General features: G+C 40.8%; 13 protein-coding genes and 1 other RNA gene. 4 read left to right on the plus strand and 10 right to left on the minus strand.

Features of this window, described 5'->3' with window-relative positions; all coding sequences use genetic code 11:
* Positions 1 to 52 precede the first annotated feature (52 nt).
* From cas3f to F931_RS13990, 7 genes are all read right to left on the minus strand, one after another.
* A complete protein-coding gene (gene cas3f / locus F931_RS13975) occupies positions 53 to 3,289 on the minus strand; it encodes a type I-F CRISPR-associated helicase Cas3f (protein WP_016141975.1) in 3,237 nt (1,078 codons plus the stop codon).
* A 947-nt stretch (positions 3,290 to 4,236) separates the two neighbouring features.
* Positions 4,237 to 4,653 (minus strand): hypothetical protein, encoded by a 417-nt coding sequence (locus tag F931_RS22405; protein WP_155237657.1) that lies wholly within the window; start codon positions 4,651 to 4,653, stop codon positions 4,237 to 4,239.
* Between the two features lie 555 nt (positions 4,654 to 5,208).
* Positions 5,209 to 5,394 (minus strand): hypothetical protein, encoded by a 186-nt coding sequence (locus F931_RS22150; protein ID WP_155237658.1) that lies wholly within the window; start codon positions 5,392 to 5,394, stop codon positions 5,209 to 5,211.
* Positions 5,395 to 6,322: 928 nt separating this feature from the next.
* Positions 6,323 to 6,682, minus strand: a transfer-messenger RNA (tmRNA) gene (gene ssrA / locus F931_RS22155).
* Between the two features lie 160 nt (positions 6,683 to 6,842).
* Positions 6,843 to 8,825 (minus strand): gamma-glutamyltransferase, encoded by a 1,983-nt coding sequence (gene ggt / locus F931_RS13980; RefSeq protein WP_025470365.1) that lies wholly within the window; start codon positions 8,823 to 8,825, stop codon positions 6,843 to 6,845.
* A 305-nt stretch (positions 8,826 to 9,130) separates the two neighbouring features.
* Complete coding sequence (locus tag F931_RS13985; RefSeq protein WP_016141978.1) at positions 9,131 to 10,657, minus strand: DHA2 family efflux MFS transporter permease subunit; 1,527 nt, start codon at positions 10,655 to 10,657, stop codon at positions 9,131 to 9,133.
* A 6-nt stretch (positions 10,658 to 10,663) separates the two neighbouring features.
* Positions 10,664 to 11,815 carry an EmrA/EmrK family multidrug efflux transporter periplasmic adaptor subunit gene (locus F931_RS13990; RefSeq protein WP_016141979.1) on the minus strand — a complete coding sequence of 384 codons (1,152 nt, stop codon included), beginning with the start codon at positions 11,813 to 11,815 and terminating at the stop codon, positions 10,664 to 10,666.
* A gap of 375 nt (positions 11,816 to 12,190) precedes the next feature.
* On the opposite strand from F931_RS13990, the gene hemB reads away from it, so the two are divergent.
* Both hemB and F931_RS14000 read left to right on the plus strand, forming a co-directional pair.
* Positions 12,191 to 13,204 (plus strand): porphobilinogen synthase, encoded by a 1,014-nt coding sequence (gene hemB, locus F931_RS13995; protein ID WP_025470366.1) that lies wholly within the window; start codon positions 12,191 to 12,193, stop codon positions 13,202 to 13,204.
* A gap of 25 nt (positions 13,205 to 13,229) precedes the next feature.
* On the plus strand, positions 13,230 to 14,345 hold the full coding sequence (locus tag F931_RS14000; RefSeq protein ID WP_016141981.1) for an NAD(P)/FAD-dependent oxidoreductase: 1,116 nt from the start codon (positions 13,230 to 13,232) through the stop codon (positions 14,343 to 14,345).
* Here F931_RS14000 and yfcH read toward each other — a convergent pair.
* Both yfcH and F931_RS14010 read right to left on the minus strand, forming a co-directional pair.
* Positions 14,337 to 15,242 (minus strand): TIGR01777 family oxidoreductase, encoded by a 906-nt coding sequence (yfcH, locus tag F931_RS14005; protein ID WP_016141982.1) that lies wholly within the window; start codon positions 15,240 to 15,242, stop codon positions 14,337 to 14,339. The two genes, F931_RS14000 and yfcH, sit on opposite strands and share 9 nt — an antisense overlap.
* Before the next feature lie 83 nt (positions 15,243 to 15,325).
* Positions 15,326 to 15,778: an ABZJ_00895 family protein gene (locus F931_RS14010; RefSeq protein ID WP_016141983.1), complete on the minus strand. Its 453-nt coding sequence runs from the start codon at positions 15,776 to 15,778 to the stop codon at positions 15,326 to 15,328.
* Between the two features lie 378 nt (positions 15,779 to 16,156).
* Between F931_RS14010 and F931_RS14015 the strand changes: the two genes are divergently transcribed.
* On the plus strand, positions 16,157 to 16,534 hold the full coding sequence (locus F931_RS14015; RefSeq protein ID WP_001059437.1) for a VOC family protein: 378 nt from the start codon (positions 16,157 to 16,159) through the stop codon (positions 16,532 to 16,534).
* A gap of 75 nt (positions 16,535 to 16,609) precedes the next feature.
* On the opposite strand, the gene F931_RS14020 is transcribed toward F931_RS14015, so the two are convergent.
* Positions 16,610 to 17,083, minus strand: a complete 474-nt coding sequence (locus F931_RS14020) for an OsmC family protein (protein WP_016141984.1) — start codon at positions 17,081 to 17,083, stop codon at positions 16,610 to 16,612.
* Positions 17,084 to 17,247: 164 nt separating this feature from the next.
* Between F931_RS14020 and sbcD the strand changes: the two genes are divergently transcribed.
* Positions 17,248 to 18,516 (plus strand): exonuclease SbcCD subunit D, encoded by a 1,269-nt coding sequence (gene sbcD / locus F931_RS14025; RefSeq protein WP_016141985.1) that lies wholly within the window; start codon positions 17,248 to 17,250, stop codon positions 18,514 to 18,516.
* Positions 18,517 to 18,518 lie beyond the last annotated feature (2 nt).

An 18,518-nucleotide genomic window follows, 5' to 3' on the forward strand; every position in this document is an offset into this window, starting at 1 on the left:
TCGATATAAAAATTAAGCTTCTGTTGCGTACGAGAACTTTATTTTTAGTAATCTATTTTTGCATCACGCCAAAGCCATAATCATAAGACCAAGTAGGCACTTCATCTCTATTGTAAGGTGTTAAAGATATACGGCAGCCTTGCTCATTGGCAATTTGGTACTCATAACAGTAATCTTTCATTTGTTGTGGATCGAGAGCTAACCATGCTTGTGGCTTAGCAGGAATTTCTTCGAACTTCACTTGGTCCCATACCAAACCATATTTTGGATATTTTAAAGCTTTAGTCGCTTTTTCATCAAAACCATAAACTTGTTTTTTAACAATCAAGCTATTAGTCCACTCAAACATATAGGTTTCTTGATAGTTACGTTCTCGTAAAGGCGTTAAATTATAAATATTCTCTGTCATGATACTTGCATCTACATCCGACCGAGAAAATAACTGCTCCCCTTGATCATTAAAATAATTTTCGCAAAAATTTTCTATTTGTTGATCATCATGTTTTGCAAATAAACAATTTACTTGATCAAAACGCAAACGGGCATTAATGACTAATTGAGATTGATGATCCCATGGTAAAAGCTCTTTTAAATCTTGAGATGAATAAGTTGATGTTACAGATGAACCATACCCTTCATAGCCAGGATATACAAATACAGGTCGACGCTGCTTACTTTGCTGCTTAAGTTTTTCAATATCACGTTGTTCACAATAACGATAATTCCACTGGGGAATCATAATATTGGGTTGTTGTACTTTTTCTAACCGATGACGATTAACTCGGCCTGCTGTTTGTACAATTGATTGTACACTTGATGCATCAATGATAGCCCAATCAAAATCATGATCTCGCCCGACTTCTTCCACTGGTGTTGCAATTACAATAAATGGAATATTTAGAGAATTAGATTTTTGAATGAGGTCGATCATTTCATCATCTTGCTCAATCTGCTCATTACCCGTTTTTCTTTTTTTACCGTCTTTATGGCGTGTTAAAAGCTGATCTAAACGTTGCTCTTTATAAAATCTTGAGATAAGCCAATCATTTGCATGATAACAAGCGACATTTGCCTCAGATAAATGATCTGATAAAAATTGGGCAAGTCGAATTGCATGTTTAATATTGGCAACCCGTATAAGCCCCAAAGAAATTTTCTTTTCGGTCTTTTTAAAATTCCATGCGTGCTCTTGATGAAGTTGCTTCGCTGCTTCTAATACTGACTGTTTCCACGATAAAACTGTAGTTTCAGGTAATGAAAGCAACTGAGCCAGTCGATGGGTAGGCTTAGAGAGCAAGTGAACTTGTAAATCATCTAAATGCTTTTGGTAGTTTGTATTAAATTCTGATTTTTGATTTGATCGTTCTAACCAGACCTGCGGTTTAAGCTCATTATCAATAATCGCAATGATTGATTTTTTCTCGGTACCATAAAGGGCTGCCCGCATCTGCATACCCGACTCAAAAGCCCGATGAATTGTTTTGGCAACTGTAAGTGATAAGGTTGCCGACGAACAAATAACGTTTCGACCATACATTGCAGCTAACTGAACTAAACGTAAAACAGCGATCAATGCTTTAGGTTCATAGCCATCAACTTCATCTAAAATCAAGTCGCTACTCATCACTCTAAGTAATGCTTTAACGTGATGTCCTTGTCTATGTGGCTCACCTGCTGCAATCAGATAATCAATGGTTGAAACTAATAATGGCGAAGCAAGGATTGTAGTTTCCTTTTGATCTAAAACTTTACGTCCATTTTTTTCAACCGTAAATAATGGATGTAACCATTCAGGTAAATCGTAGTCCTCACCCCAAGCATCAACAATAGGCTCAGGATGATTTTCATCTTCATCAACAAACTCAATTTTCTCTTTACTTTGATCAAATAAGGTCTGGGTAACAGTGTCCCCAATAATAACGGCGATTTCATCTTCCGATAGATTCATCGATGTTTTAAGTGCGTGCCCAGTTTGCAAAGTTAGAGAACGCAAATTAAGAGCAATCGACATTCTTGGATCATCTGGTCGTAAAGTACAGGCAGCGCGCAAATTCATGCGCGTTTTACCACTTCCTGTCCCTGCAATATTAAATACGAGTGCCGGTGTTTCAGGGTGCTTCTGTATATTTTTTTGCAATGCATTTGCTGCAATATTTTGCCATTGGAAACGTGGGTGAGTTGTTGGCTGGCAAATGTATTCAACCGTTTGTTCAGATAGGCCAGATAAACTCAAATCAGTCATCATTTGAACTGCGATGCGTGAAGCCCGATCTCCGACTTGATGTAAATGCCATTCTAGTGGCTGATCTTGTAATTTGGCTTTCTTGTCTTGGTCTATAGTTTTAAGCTTTGTATTTGCAAATAACGATACATTTTCAGGCTTTTGCAAAGAATATTGCTGTGCCGAGACAATATGATCAGCATGGATTAGAGCTGCTCGTGAATGTAGTGCTAAGGCTTTCCAATATAAAAGCTGGTCTATTTTTTGTTTTGGTATTAATGCAGTTAAACGCTGCATACGTTTTTGATGGCTTTTAAAAATAGAGTCTGGCAACTCACCTGCACTGGTTATTTGCTCACGACTTGGAACTAATGTACGAACATGATTTTCATAGTGAGGTAAGGCTAATGGATCATTTTTTAAAGTTTCTTCAACTCCTAATAAACCATGATGTGTAACAACTAAATAATCGACTGCTTCTAATTCGTTTTGGATTCCCTGTTCAATTTCTTGTCGATCACCTAAAGTAAATTTATCTAAACCTTTATCTAACTTTTTCCAAGCAAGCTGCCAGTCCCATCCATTTTTTCGGAGTTGTTGTAATAGTTTTAAAGATAGCCATTCATGTCGAATGTCATCTCTAATTTTTTGTCCTGCCATTTCTGGACTTAATTTGTTCTGAAAATGTTGTGAAGCTTTACCAATATCATGCATGTCCCCTGCTGCACCTGCCAACAAGCTACTTACTTTGACCCACTCATCAAGCATGAGTAACTTTTGCTGTTTTTTAGTTGATGCAACTGGATATGCACCGTCATGAGCAAATTTATGTTTTGCTCCGACAACCCATGCCAGCTTCATTCTTCGCACACCAAAATTAATGTAAGCGACCACCGCAGTTTGTCGGGTGGCTACTTTCTTTAATGCACTACGAATTTCTTTTAAACCTTCCATTGTCATTGGTGCTTGCCAAGACGAATGTCCTGTACGAATAGCATAGCTATCCAAAATCGCTCGAGTTTTCTTTAAAGCTCTTTTTTCGCAAGCAGAGATGAGAATGACGTGCATAGTTTATTGTTAAAGTTCGAATGTAATAAAATATAATCTTTTGTTTTAAAAAGAGAAAGTTTTTATCAGCTTAATACGACCTTTTAACGACAAAATATGTCGTCTTAAATTTTGAAAGGAACTCTTTTAAATCATCTATGCGATGAGCAACGAATACCTTCCGTATCACCATCAGCAATTGAATTTCTAAATCATCTATGCGATGAGCAACTTTTAAGTTGTTTAAATTGCTCAGTATCTGAATTTCTAAATCATCTGAGCTATGATGAACATATTCTAGTTGTTCTAATCTACACATAAATATTTCTAAATCATCTACGCGATGAACAAAAAATTTCAAATTTAAAAAGTTGTGGATAAATAATTTCTAAATCATCTATACGATGAACAACCATCAGCGTCAACACAAGCAGACTTATAAACATTTCTAAATCATCTATGCGATGAATAACTTTTTTTAGCAAGTCTTGGTTCAAATTTATATTTTCTAAATCATCTATGCGATGAATAACAAAGCGAACCTATTAAATCGGGGCGAGTACAATTTCTAAATCATCTATGCGATGAACAACATCCCACTAATTAATATTCTGAAAATATCAAATTTCTAAATCATCTACGCGATGAATAATCTTATGAGCGGAATAGGATTAGATCAGAGCATTTACTAAATCATCTGGGCGATGAACAACGAGTTGTTATTACCTTCTGGATTCAGATTAAATTTCTAAATCATCTATGCGATGAACAACTGTGGTGTCATACTAACTGGTTTAGAGCCTAATTTCTAAATCATCTATGCGATGAACCACTCCACCAAGGACAACGCCTTTGGATGCTTTTTTTACTAAATCATCTATGCGATGAAGAACCAGATCCAAAATGCACCAGATCTTACTACTTTTTTCTAAATCATCTATACGATGAAAAACGAGAAGCTTTCAAAATTAAAGAAAATCGAGAATTTCTAAATCATCGCTCAGATGATTTAGAAATTGCCCTGCTTGTTGTCGTCGTGCTTGGTGAAGTTTCTCATCGCTCAGATGATTTAGAAAACGGGGAATGATGCAGCTCAAGCTTACCAATTGTTTCTCATCGCTCAGATGATTTAGAAAAACATCACCAATAGCAGCTGTAATTTTTTGATGTTTCTCATCGCTCAGATGATTTAGAAAGTGCGAATCTATGAGCGCGGAAAGGCGCAGCGGTTTCTCATCGCTCAGATGATTTAGAAAATATCGAGAGGCGGGAAGTACTGCATTAAATCGTTTCTCATCGCTCAGATGATTTAGAAAAGTACAACCCGAATAAACCTTATGATGTTGATGTTTCTCATCGCTCAGATGATTTAGAAAATTGAGCAATGCGCCGATCTACGCGATCCAACGTTTCTCATCGCTCAGATGATTTAGAAAACATTTACTAAAAGTATTATTAGGCTCGATATGTTTCTCATCGCTCAGATGATTTAGAAAAAAAAGGGTTATCTGATTTGAGATAAGGACCGGTTTCTCATCGCGTAGATGATTTAGAAAATTACTTTTCTCCAAGTATAAAAAAAGCCCAATTTATTCATCGCCCAGATGATTTAGAAAATGATGTAGAACTTAAGAAAGCATCATATTTCGTTGCTCATCGCACAGATGATTTAGAAATTTTTACCTCAGAAAACCGAGTTAATGGCATAGTTGCTCATCGCCCAGATGATTTAGAAAACGATATAATCAGAAGAATTAGTAATGGTATTGTTGCTCATCGCGTAGATGATTTAGAAAGTCATTGTTCTTTCCAATAACGATGGTTGTGCGTTCGTCATCACCTAGATGATTTAGAAAATGCCCAAAGCTTCGATTGCAAAGCGTGGCAAGTTCGTCATCGCCCAGATGATTTAGAAATACTTATCTACGAGCTGCACACGTTCAATTAAGTTGCTCATCGCCCAGATGATTTAGAAAGGTTTGAATATGAGAATGGTAAAGCTCATACCGTTGCTCATCGCATAGATGATTTAGAAATAGTGGTACAAATTCAAATGCAGTGGCTTTAAGTTGCTCATCGTGTAGATGATTTAGAAAAGCAACTGATTTAGATGTTTCATTCTCCACAATGTTGCTCATCGCCCAGATGATTTAGAAAAACTTGATGCCTTTGTCTGCTGTTGCCTGTGCGTTGCTCATCGCCCAGATGATTTAGAAATTAATGGTGACAAGAATGTCAGTGCAATAAGCGTTGCTCATCGCATAGATGATTTAGAAAATTTTTATTCCAAGGGCTTTTGCTTCTTGTGAGTTTCTCATCGCATAGATGATTTAGAAAGAGACAGTGCGGACTTTCAAGAGTCCGTTTTTGTTCGTCATCGCATAGATAATTTAGAAATTAATTGTATTGATCACATCCGCCACTGTGCGGTTGCTCATCGCACAGATGATTTAGAAATTGCAATCATTATATTTTGCAACCGTATCAACGTTCTTCATCGCATAGATGATTTAGAAACACAAGACATGGGCGCTTAGCTCTTTGTGGTAATTGTTCATTGCCCAGATGATTTAGAAAACGTCTTCTAATGATGGACTCTAGTCCAATATAGTGGTCATCACTCAGATGATTTAGAAAATCGTGTCAGCAAGAACTTGAGCTGTACGGGTGTTACTCATCGCACAGATGATTTAGAAAAGTAAGCGAAAGTGGAAGAGCTGCAAAAGCAAGTTGCTCATCGCGTAGATGATTTAGAAATGAAAACTGAACTCCTCAATTTCAATTGGACTGTTGCTCATTGCATAGATGATTTAGAAAATTATCCAGATAAAACTATATCTACAAAGTGGGTTCGTCATCGAATAGATAATTTAGAAATCAAGTACTTTTATTGCCCCGCCTGGTCCTAAGTTTCTCATCGCCCAAATGATTTAGAAAACAGCTTTATTCGCAGCTTTGGGACCTGCATCGTTCGTCATCGCACAGATGATTTAATTATTTAAATCTTAAAAAGAAAAACCCCGAAACTTACGTTCCAGGGCTTTTCACGAATTTTGGTGGAGATGGCGGGAGTTGAACCCGCGTCCGCCAGCACTACGCTCGAGAATACTACATGCTTAGATATCGTCTATTGTTTTAACACCAAGTGACCCGACGAACAGGGTACAAGTTGCGATCCTCTAAGTTTGGTATAAAGCCCCGAGGCTTGACTCTATACGGACTTGTGTGCGTGCGCTACGGTCGGGTTCCTAAACCACAAGTATTCTAGGAAGCGGACAAACTGCCCTTAGGCAGCTAGAGCGTAAGTTTCGTCGTTTGCGACTATTAAAATGCAAATTTTATTTACGAGAGAAAATGCGCTCTCGGCATGCATCTATGAGTTTCATCACCGGCGTCGAAGCCAATAACATCCCCATGAATGTCTGAACATCATAGCATAACTAAAATAAAATGCTGTGCAATTTATCAACAGTCTGCTACTGATGAACATATTTAAATAATGGAGAGCCTTTTGTTTTTTTCAAGGCCCCTCATAAAAAAGCTGCCAAAAATGACAGCTTTTTTAAAGTTTGATCTATAAGGCTCCATTGCCTAACACAATACCTTCACGGCGAGGGTCAACCCCACCTGCATATTTACTCTGATTATTTATATTTACTTTCATAATCGTTGAAATACCGCTGGTTTGTGCAGTGTTCGATATGCCATGCCCTTTTGCTTTTAAACCTTCAATTAGGTCAACTAAAGAAAGCTGTACATTCGAGCTATCCACATTGGTGTTTTTACTATTGGTCGCGCCAAAGTTTACAAGCGAGGTAGCCTGCTGTGCATTTAAGTTCCAGTCTAGTGCTCCCACCAAAGTTTTAACTACATATTGAATGATCGTGCCGCCACCTGGTGAACCTGTTGCCATATAAAACTCATCTGGCGTAGTGCCTTTAAACACTAAAGTTGGCGCCATGGTACTACGTGGGCGTTTGCCCCCTTCTACACGGTTCGCAACCAGTGCCCCAGTGCTGTCATAAGGGTTTGCGCTAAAGTCAGTTAACTGGTTTGATAGCAAGAAACCATCCACCATGTGGAATGAACCCATGCTCGATTCAACAGTCGATGTCATTGAAACTACATTGCCATAGGCATCTACAATGGTGAACTGAGTTGTACCATGTTCAACAGTGGTGTCCACACCTGCCGCTGTATTGAAATTACCTGCTGGCGCAACGCCCATACTTTGGTTCGGGTTAATCAGTGCTGCACGTTGTTTCAAGTAATTTTTATCAATAAAGCTTGGAATACCCTGTGCTGGTAAAGGCACAAAGTCAGTATCTGCCACATATTTGTCACGGTCAGCGTAAGCCAAACGCTCTGCCTCAGACACTAAGTGCACACCCATCACATCCGGCACACCGCCTTCATTTTCAGGGTTTTTAGGTGGATAGAGCGACATATCAAAGTTTTCTAAAATACCCAGCGTTTGAGCAACTGCAATCCCTCCCGAAGATGGAGGCGGCATAGTACATACATAGAAACTATCACGGTAGGTGGTACAAATTGGAGTACGCTTTTTCACTTCATAGTTTGATAAATCCTGTAAGGTCATCAAACTTGGCGTAATTGGAGTTCTTGCTGGGTCATCCCCGACTGTTTGCCCTGCTTTTGCCACAATCGCTTGAGCAATTGGCCCAGTGTGCAATGCATTTGCCCCTTGTACAGCAAGTGCTTCTAGGGTTTTTGCATATTCTTTATTGGTCATGATTTCACCGACTTTACGTGGTGAACCATCTATATAGAAATAGGTTTTCATTGCATTTGCATCGAGTGCCAAGCTATTTGCATTACTTGCAATGGCATCTGCTAAACGCCCCGGAATACGGAAACCGTTGTCAGCTAAATCAATGGCTTCATCAAACAACTGGTTCCACTTGAGTTTGCCGTGTTCTTTTTGCGCTTGTTCAAGTAAACGCATCACACCCGGCACACCAATCGAGCGACCACTACGGCGCGCACTTGGTACAGGTGCTGGTGAATTTGGGTCATCCATATTTTGGCGAATTAAATAATATGGGTTAGCTGCGGCTGGTGCAGTTTCACGACCATCATAAGCCGTGACCTGTTTGGTTTTGGCATCGTAATACATCATAAAACCACTACCAGCAATCGTACTCGACTGTGGCTCGACCAAACCAAGCACTGCTTGTACCGCAACCGCCGCATCGACTGCACTACCGCCTGCTCTTAAAACATCACAACCTGCTTTTACCGCAAGTGGCGTGTTTGCCACCACCATATATTTATCTGAATATTTAACCGTGTTACCAAGTCTATAACCCGATGCACCTTCAGGCGCGGCTGGGTCACCATTTTGGTTTGAGCCCACCACCACGCTTGAACCGTCTTGTGCCAGTTTGCTACAACTGGTCGGGTCATTATCTACAATTAAATTGGGCGGAGTTGTATTTGAGTCATCCTTGGGTTGATCTGAAGAATCATCTCCACACCCTTGTAATAAACCGACTGCTAATAAACTACTGAACAAAAATGAATATTTTATATTCACGTGATAACTCCAATATATACGCTTGCCTATCCATGCAATTGCCATGCAAGCTTCTCTAGTTTTCAGGTATTAAGTTTTTTTAATCTTTGATAAAAATAAGATTTTATAATAGTAAATGTTTGAGGGCGTTTTATCCTGTGCCCTGTATTATGCCTCCTTGCTTGATATCACACGCTTTTATAACTGATCTGCCCGATTCTGGCATGCTTTATTCAACTAAATACAGGCAAAATCTACCATTTACGAACCTAGCCTATTTTTTAATAGCGCTAAAAAAGCACCTTCGAAAAGATGCTTTTTTGTGTTTAGTGGGATGGCATGCCGCCTGTATTTCCTTTGGGTTTTGGACATAGCCAAATCACCAGTCCCGCAAAGACAAATACCATCGCAAACAGCAAAAACACATGGTTTGCCGACATGGTAATGGCTTCTTTATCAACGAGGTTTGAAATAATTCCGAGCGTCGAGTCAGCCGAAAAACCATTTTGCATCAGGTTATTTTGAACTTCGGTTGTGTTTAGATTTGACACCATTTCGCTACGTGCAACTTTGGCATGGTCGTCCCACACGGTCACTGCAATTGAAGCACCAATCGCCCCTGCCATGGTTCTTAAAAAGTTCATGAGGCCCGCAGCAGATGCAATTTCTTGCTGGAGTACCGAACCAAGTGCAATGTTGGACAGTGGAATAAAGAAGAACGGCACAGCAAAACCTTGCAGGATTTGTGGCCAAGCCAGTGCCATAAAGTCGGCATCTGTGGTCCAAAATGCCCGCATTAAGGTCACACCACCGAGCAAGATCAAACCGAAACTCGCCAGCGCCCGTGGGTCATGTTTGGTCGAAAGCTTTGCCACAATTGGTGACATGGTCAAACTACCAAAGCCCATGGTTGCAGTTAAATATCCGGCCCATGTGGCGGTATAGGAAAGGTTCATTTGCAGCCACTGCGGAATCAGTACAATACTGCCAAAGAAGGCTCCAAAACCAAGTGACAGCGCCAGCACTGAGATTGCAAAGCCCCTATGCCGGAATACTTTCACGTCCACGACGGGATGTTTGTCGGTGAGTTCCCATATGAGGAACACCACAAAACCAATGGCGGCAGTTAAACCTAAAACGATAATGCTCGTGCTATTAAACCAGTCGCGTTCGTGCCCTAAGTCGAGCATGAGCTGTAGCGCGCCAATCCAGAGAATTAACAGACCTAAACCGACTGTATCGATTCTTAAAGAAATTGTTTCTGTTTCAGCTACTCTTAACAAGCGCATTGCTGCTAAAACACAAATAATCCCAACAGGTAAGTTAATAAAGAAAATCCAGTGCCAAGATAGGTTATCACTAATCAGACCACCCAAAATTGGCCCTAAAATTGGCCCGACGACGGTCGTCATTGCCCATAGGCCCATCGCCTGTGCATGCTTTTCTTGAGGGAAAATACGCATCAGCAAGGTTTGGCTGAGCGGCATGAGGGGGCCACCGCATAGACCTTGTCCAATACGGAAAAACACCAGCATGCCTAATGAGTTTGCTAGACCGCACAAAAAAGAAAAAATGGTAAAACCAATCAGGCCAAAAATAAAAACCCGAACAGTTCCAAAGCGGCCTGCCAGCCAACCCGTTAAAGGTACACAAATCGCTTCTGCAACAGCATACGACGTAACAACCCATGTCCCTTGTGTACTTGAAACAGCAAGGTTACCGGTAATATGCGGTACAGATACGTTGGCAATAGTCGTATCGAGCACGACCATAAAGTTCGACAAGGCAATAACAAACGCTGCCAGTAATAAACGGCCACCGCTTAGTTCGGCAAAAGGTGTTTGCGTTTTCATAAGCGTTTACTTCGCAGATAGGTCGACTTTTGCTTCCATCGACAAGCCAACACGCAGTGGGTGTTCAGCAAGTTCTTTCGGGTCAAGTGCAATACGAACCGGTAAGCGTTGAACCACTTTAATCCAGTTACCTGTTGCGTTTTGAGCCGGAATTAAGGCAAAGGCAGAGCCTGTACCACCAGAGAAGCCCATCACTTTGCCGTGGTATTCGACGTCATCACCATATAAATCTGAAGTTAGCGTGACAGCCTGACCCGGACGGACTTTTTTCAACTGACTTTCTTTAAAGTTCGCATCTACATATAAATCGTTAAGCGGCACAATCATCATCATGCTCGTGCCCGGCGCAACACGTTGACCGACTTGAATATTACGGCGCGTAACCACACCATCGACTGGTGCACGAATCACGGTACGCTCTAAATCAAGTTGAGCTTGTTCAACATGCGCTTGTGCAACTTGTACATCCGGAGTCGAAGTTTCGCTTACACCCTGAATTAACGCTTCGTTTGCAGCTAAGGTACTTTCAGCAGCTTTACGGCTTGAAGACGCTTGCGCTAAACCAGCTTTGGCAAGCTCTAGCCCCGCTTTAGCTGTTTCAACAGCACTTTGTGCTTTAGTGAGTTCTTCTTTAGACACTGCACCAGAGGCAGCAAGTTGCGCACGGCGGTTAAGCTCTAAAGCAGCTTTGTCATAGTCGGCCTGTGCTTGAGCAACTTGTGCTTTGGCACTGTTAATTTCATCAGCACGAACCACAACTTGAGAGTTTAAAGAACTACTGTTTGCCGCAGTTTGTTTGTATTGGCGTTTTGCTTTGGCAAGCTCTGCCTCAGCTTGAGCCAATGCAATTTTGGCATCACGGTCATCAATACGAACCAGCACGTCACCACGATGTACCGTTTGAGTATCTTTTACAGCAACCTGAGCGACCTGTCCGCTCACCATTGAGGTAATTTGCGCGGTTTCTGCACCGACATAAGCATTATCCGTACTCACCGAGTGATTTAAAAATAATGCCCAGATTGCATATAAAATAGCGGCAATCAATAAAATCAGCGCAAAAAAACCAAGAAATTTCTTGCGCTTGTTTTGGTTGTTGTCATCCGAGGCAGATGTTGTTGGCACTGTTTCTTGTACATTGCTTTGTGCATCAGTCATGGTATGTTCCTAAAGATGAGTTGGCTTTGCCATCAATCTCGCACTACACCTTGTTATAGAGTTTTTATTTTTCTATAAACAAGACATACCGCATTGTCAAAGGAGCTAATTTTAACGCTAAAACCTCATGATATGAGAATAAAAAAATATAACTAATGCGTTCGTTCTAATTAAATTAATGTTTATCTCAAAGTTTTTATGAAAATTTCTGCTTTTTAACCCCTAAAAAAAGCGCCCTGACTCAATTTAAAAGCATGATAAACACCCATAATTTTGTACAAATCCAGCATTATGGGGCTACAATACGGCAGTCGGTTGACAGTAATGGAATATCCGCCAACCTATCCTAGTGTAATACCGAACATCGAGATTGTTATGACTTATACGTTCAATCGTCCTGCATTTCCAGCTACTCGCATGCGCCGTATCCGTAAAAATGACCAGTTGCGTGCGATGGTCAGCGAAACACAGCTCACTACCAATCACTTGATTTATCCAGTATTTGTATTACCGGGACAAAATCAAACCCAAGATATTCCAAGTATGCCCAACATTCAGCGTTTGTCGGCAGATTTGTTACTGAAAAAAGCTGAAAGACTTCTGGAATTAGGCGTATCAAAACTGGCTCTTTTTCCAGTTACCCCGCAAGAAGACAAAAGCCTCACCGCAGAAGCAGCATGGCGTGAAGATGGTTTAGTACAAACCACCTGCCGTTTACTTAAAAAAGAATTACCAGAAATGGTGTTAATTACTGATGGTGCACTCGACCCATACACCACGCATGGTCAAGACGGCATTATTGATGAAACTGGCTATGTGCTTAATGACGAGACTGTAGAATGCTTGATTAAACAAGCTTTAAGTCATGCAGAGGCAGGTGCTGATGTAGTTGCACCAAGTGACATGATGGATGGCCGCATTGGCGCAATTCGTCAGGCATTAGAAGCCAATGGTCACATCTATACCAACATCATGGCCTACTCTGCAAAATATGCATCTAGCTTCTATGGTCCGTTCCGTGATGCTGTTGGCTCTGCATCCAACCTAAAAGGTGGTAATAAATATAACTACCAGATGGACTTTGCCAACCGTGCCGAGGCGTTACATGAAATCGCACTTGATATTCAAGAAGGCGCCGACATGGTGATTGTAAAACCGGGCATGCCATATCTGGATGTGGTACGTGAAGTGAAAGATACCTTTGGTATTCCAACATTCATTTACCAAGTGAGTGGCGAATATGCAATGTTAGCTGGCGCGATTCAAAATGGCTGGTTATCAGACTCAGTGATTTTAGAATCACTTATGTGCTGCCGCCGCGCAGGTGCAGACGGGATCTGGACTTACTTTGCAGAAACTGCTGCCGAAAAACTCAAGGAAATGAACTAAGTTCGCAGAGAAAGGATAACACTGCATGCATATTGCAATCATTGGCGCGGGCATAAGTGGATTAATGTCTGCGCTGGAGTTGGTTGAACAAGGCTGCACAGTCAGCATTTTTGATCAACAACAAGCGGGACAAGCAGCCTCTTGGGCTGGCGGAGGTATTCTCTCTCCGATGTATCCGTGGCGCTATGTGCATGCAGTGAACCAACTTGCTCAATTTGGTAAAGCCTCTTATCAAGCATGGAACCAAAAAATCTCCCCTGTTACAGGCATTGATTTTGAAATTCATGACACAGGCATGCTCATTTTTGATGAAGAAGATTTTGACGTTGGACTTTCCTACGCCGAGCAACATCAAGAACCGATGCAGCGCTGTGAATATTTACAACGAGATGCGCTAGAACAAGTCAACCCGCATATCTCCGATCAGTTTCAAGAAGCGATTTATTTCCCTGAACTGTCTAATATCCGCAACCCGCGTGTATTACAGTCCCTGATTAGCTATTTAAAACAACATCCAAAAGTTGAGTTTTTTGAGCACGCTGCTGTTAAAAAACTGATTCAAAATGGCGACGTTATACAAGCCCTACAAACTGAAGATGGTCGCAAACATACAGCAGATCATTTTGTAATAACTTCGGGGGCTTGGAGCCATTACTGGAACTCACAATTACAACTCGAAATTCCAGTCGAACCTGTTCAAGGTCAAATGCTGCTATTTAAAACCCCTGCTCACTGGCTACCAACCATGTGCATGAATCGAGTGATGTATCTGATTCCTCGTATGGACGGTCATATTGTTTGTGGGTCAAGCATGGCACATCGTGGTTTCGACACCTCTACCGATGAAACCACCCAGCACAATATTTTAGAAGCATGTTTGGAAATGGTGCCTGAACTGGCCGATTTCCCGATCGTACAACGCTGGGCAGGCCTCAGACCAAGTTCACCAAATGGTGTTCCCTACATTGGCAAAATGCCTGAAATGGATAACCTATGGGCAAACTTTGGTCATTTTAGAAATGGCTTATGTATGGGCGCAGGCTCTGCGCAATTGCTCCGTCAGCTTATGTTGGGTCAACCGACCTTAGTTGATGCCAAAGCATATTCACCAGAGCGTTTGCAAAATAAAATCTTAGCCTGACGCCAATATATTCTCTAAAGCCATTTTTAATTGTGGATAAGCAAACTCAAATCCTTCTGCTTGCAGGGCTGCGGGCTTAACAAATTGACCATTTAAGATCAATTGCGACTGCTCCCCTAACAAACAGCGAAAAACTGTGCTTGGTGCTGACAATAGTGGTTGCTTATTGAGTACCGCGCCAGCTTGTTCAACAAAAGCTTTTTGGGCCACATTTTCTGGCGCTACGACATTATGAATTTGAGCAGTTTGAGGATGCTTAAATATAAACTCGATAGCGTTTAATACATCTTCAATATGTACCCAAACCACAGGCTGACGTCCATGACCAATTTGACCGACTAAATTGAGTCGAATCGGAAGCAACATTTTAGGCAAGATGCCGCCGCCTTGCCCAAACACTACGCCTAAGCGAATAATTTTAGTATTTTGCTGAGGATCTGCTAAAGCTGCATGTTCCCACTCTTGGCAAAGCTCGGACATAAAAATAGGCTGTGGCGAGCTTTGTTCAGTGCACACTTCTGTCCACTTTTCTTGGTCATCAATCCCGTAATAACCAATGGCCGAACCAGTCACAATCACTTCCGGAAAAATTTCAGATTGCGTGAGCCACCCATACAGTTTTCGGGTCGTGTTTACTCGACTTTCAATCAATTGTTTTTTTCGTGACTCGGTCCAGCGTTTTTCGCCAATATTTGCACCCGCCAAATTCACCACATAGTCAATTTGACTGGTCGAGATATCTTCGAACTTTTGTACCCACTGCAAGGCAGGATGGTCAGATTCCTTTCCAGCCTGCCGTGTCACAGCAATCACGTTATAATTTTTTTGTAGTAGGAACCTAATTAAATGCGTGCCAATAAAACCGCTGGCACCCGTAATTAATACATTCTTATTCATATTTCCTCCTAGGCTGAGGATTCAACTTTTATTTAATTGTATAAGACTCATTTATATTTAAACGTATGAGTTTTCATAGTGATCTATTGCACGTTAAACATTTTGTCAGCCATGCGCTGTGCCTGTTTGCCATAAAACCAGTAAGTAATTAAATAAAGCGGAATAGCTAACATTAAAAGCATGATCACCATAATGCTTAAAAACTGAGGCTGTTTGAGGTAAAGCATAAAGTTTTGCAAAATCTCAGGGTCTTTTCTGGCAAATAAGAATAGGCAAAATAAAACACCACACAAGTTATAGCCCCAAAAAATCAGACTAAAACCTAAAGTAAATTTCTTTTTTTCTTGTACAGTCGGAGCACGGCGTTCTTTCTTTAAAAATTTAAATAAGACAAAAATCATTGCGCCTAAATATGGAACGGCTGTTAAAATACCGCCTACACTCGCTGGTAATACTGCTGCAACCACACCTACAATTAAGGTAAGCACAATGCATAAAGCAAAAAACCAGAGATAGTAAGAACGTAATTTGGTCATATTTTTGCCTAATTTATGGGTTCAAAAAATAATTATAAATTTTTTTCGATTTTTTTTCATTTTTCTGTCAACCAATCCTGATCTCTTGACGTTATATAGGGTAATAAGGTCGCAGCAACCGAATACTTCCTTTGCACGGCATCCGCAAAATTGTTTCGGTGACCTTTCATTACGACTCTTTCCTTCCTTCGGATTAGGTTTTGTTAGCAGCCGAAACCCTTGATGAAGCTTTTGACCGACGATTCTCTCATCACTCGAATCGTCGGTTTTTATTTTTTAGCACTTTTATTTATTTTACGCTCACCATACACAATAGTTCTTTCGTGGCTATAAAGGCTATGCGTATACTTTTTGCACCATAAAAATGATTTAAATAATATGAACAATATTGCCTATTTTGAAATCCAGTCTTCAAACCCTGCCCGCGATGCGCAGTTTTATCAAGCTGTGTTTGGCTGGCAATTTAAACTCGATGAAAGCCTACCGATTGAATATTACCGTATCGAAACGCCTTCAATCATGGGTGGACTATTAAAACGCCCAGCCCAAACGCCGCCAATGGAATATGGCACCAATGCATTTACCTGTTCGGTTCAAGTCGAAAACTTCGATGAAGTGGCTGCAAAAATTTTAGCGCAAGGGGGCATTGTCGCGATGGATAAATTCGCCATTCCCGGCCGCGCGTGGCATGGTTATTTTGTCGATTTAGACCATAACGTTTTTGGTATTTTCCAAGTCGATGAAAATGCAGCTTAAAGATTTTATTTAACGACTCTATTTATTTTTTAATGTATAGCCACCGTCTTTTTATCGGTGGCTATTTCATATTGATTATTCGGCAAAGCTAAAAGTGGCTTCACATGTAATTGGGAAATTCACCGAATTGGCAATCATGCATTCGTGATGTGCTTCTTCATGTAATTTTGCTGCAAGTTCTTGATCGGCACCTTTTTCTAAAACAATTTCTGGTCTTAAATTAATTTGGGTAAAGTGACCACGTTTAACTGGATCTGTATCTTCCATAAAACCAAGTGCATGATCGACATAACTCACAACGTGAATATGATTGACTGCACACAGGTGTAAATACCAAAGCTTATGACAAGCTGAAGCAGATGCGACCAATAAATCTTCTGGGTTCCATCTGGTCACATCACCTAAATAGGCAGGGTCCGATGAACCTTGAATTGTGGCTTTTTGAGGATGCTGAATACTAAAGTCTCGTTTATATGAACGATAAGATGAAGTGCCTGTACCTGTATTGCCTTCCCACTGTATTTTTACTTGGTATTTATGAATAGTCATTTTGTTCTCAGAGTTTATGATTTGACCTGATAGTAACAAAGCAGTGTTTAAAGTGAAAAAAATAATTTAAGTTCTACTGCAGACTTAAATAATGAGCACTTTAAAATGTCTTGATAAAATCTCCTGCCAATTTATGCTAACGTATCTGTGTTTATTTTGGCTTGATGTCTGTTTCTATGTCCGTACATTTTTTACATACTTCTGACTGGCATTTGGGGCAGTTTTTTTATAATCACTCACGACACTATGAACACCAACAATTTTTAAGCTGGTTGCTCACTCAAATCCAAGAAAAACAACCACATGCCCTGCTCATTGCCGGCGATATTTTTGATGTCATTAACCCAGGTTCTCAGGCACAAAAACAACTCTACCAATTTTTAGCAGATGCGCATCGCATTGCACCGCACATGCAAACGCTCATGATTGCGGGTAACCATGACTCAGGCTACCGTATTGAACAGGTCGAACCTCTTTTAGAAAAATACAATGCAAAAACCGTGGGCGTAGTTCGCTGGAATGAAAATAAAACTCTAGATCTCGATCGACTACTTTTACCTATTTATAATCAAAATCAGGATATTGTGGCGTGGTGCCTTGCCCTACCTTTTTTACGCTCAGCCGAAATTACGGGCTTTAATGAACATACCACCAATAGCAAAAATGCGATTGCCTATTTGCATCAACAACTCATTGCCGAAGCCAAACGTCGTAAAACGCCAGACCAAGCACTTATTTTAATGTCGCATGCGCATATGCAAGGTGGAGAAACATCTGACTCTGAACGCCCAATCATTATTGGTAACGAAGAGGCACTTTCAACAACTTTATTTGAAGATGCTGTCGACTATGTCGCTTTAGGGCACTTACATAAACCACAAAAAGTAGGCCAGCCGCATATCCGTTATAGTGGCTCGCCCATTCCGCTGTCTTTTAGTGAAATTAACTATAAGCACCAAGTGGTTGAGGTCAAAATTGACCCGACTCAAGAGGCAGACAGCCGTTTGCAATTTGAAGCTGTAGAAATTCCACGTTGCATACAGTTGCACCGCATTCGTGGTGAATTAAATGAAGTGCTGCAACAACTCAAAGCCTTGCCTCATGGTGTGATTGAAAATATTGACCACCGTGAATATGTCGATATTGAATATTATAGCTTAACGCCGCCACAGCCTAATCTACGTCAGCAGTTTGAAGCGGCCCTACCACCTGACCGCTATCGTTTAGTACGTATTTCACGTCAATATGTGAATAAAGACTCAACCGACTCAAATACTACTCAGAAAATCGCACTTGAACCACCAACACCAGAAAAACTCTTTCAAAATATCTGGGAAAAACAAGGTTACAACGCCGATGATGCAGTCTTAAAAGATTTTCTAAGCCTAGTACAAGAAGCACAAAAACATCTTGAAAATGATGCAACCCCTTAAGG

Source organism: Acinetobacter pittii ANC 4050 (genome assembly GCF_000399685.1).
In the GTDB taxonomy this organism is placed as follows: Bacteria; Pseudomonadota; Gammaproteobacteria; order Pseudomonadales; family Moraxellaceae; genus Acinetobacter; species Acinetobacter pittii_E.

What these genes read in the sequence shown, in the direction of transcription:
- F931_RS14010 (WP_016141983.1), bottom strand. Translation starts at nt 15,778, where the DNA reads ATGACCAAATTACGTTCTTACTATCTCTGGTTTTTTGCTTTATGCATT.
- F931_RS14015 (WP_001059437.1), top strand. Translation starts at nt 16,157, where the DNA reads ATGAACAATATTGCCTATTTTGAAATCCAGTCTTCAAACCCTGCCCGC.
- cas3f (WP_016141975.1), bottom strand. Translation starts at nt 3,289, where the DNA reads ATGCACGTCATTCTCATCTCTGCTTGCGAAAAAAGAGCTTTAAAGAAA.
- F931_RS14020 (WP_016141984.1), bottom strand. Translation starts at nt 17,083, where the DNA reads ATGACTATTCATAAATACCAAGTAAAAATACAGTGGGAAGGCAATACA.
- sbcD (WP_016141985.1), top strand. Translation starts at nt 17,248, where the DNA reads ATGTCTGTTTCTATGTCCGTACATTTTTTACATACTTCTGACTGGCAT.
- F931_RS13990 (WP_016141979.1), bottom strand. Translation starts at nt 11,815, where the DNA reads ATGACTGATGCACAAAGCAATGTACAAGAAACAGTGCCAACAACATCT.
- hemB (WP_025470366.1), top strand. Translation starts at nt 12,191, where the DNA reads ATGACTTATACGTTCAATCGTCCTGCATTTCCAGCTACTCGCATGCGC.
- F931_RS13985 (WP_016141978.1), bottom strand. Translation starts at nt 10,657, where the DNA reads ATGAAAACGCAAACACCTTTTGCCGAACTAAGCGGTGGCCGTTTATTA.
- F931_RS14000 (WP_016141981.1), top strand. Translation starts at nt 13,230, where the DNA reads ATGCATATTGCAATCATTGGCGCGGGCATAAGTGGATTAATGTCTGCG.
- yfcH (WP_016141982.1), bottom strand. Translation starts at nt 15,242, where the DNA reads ATGAATAAGAATGTATTAATTACGGGTGCCAGCGGTTTTATTGGCACG.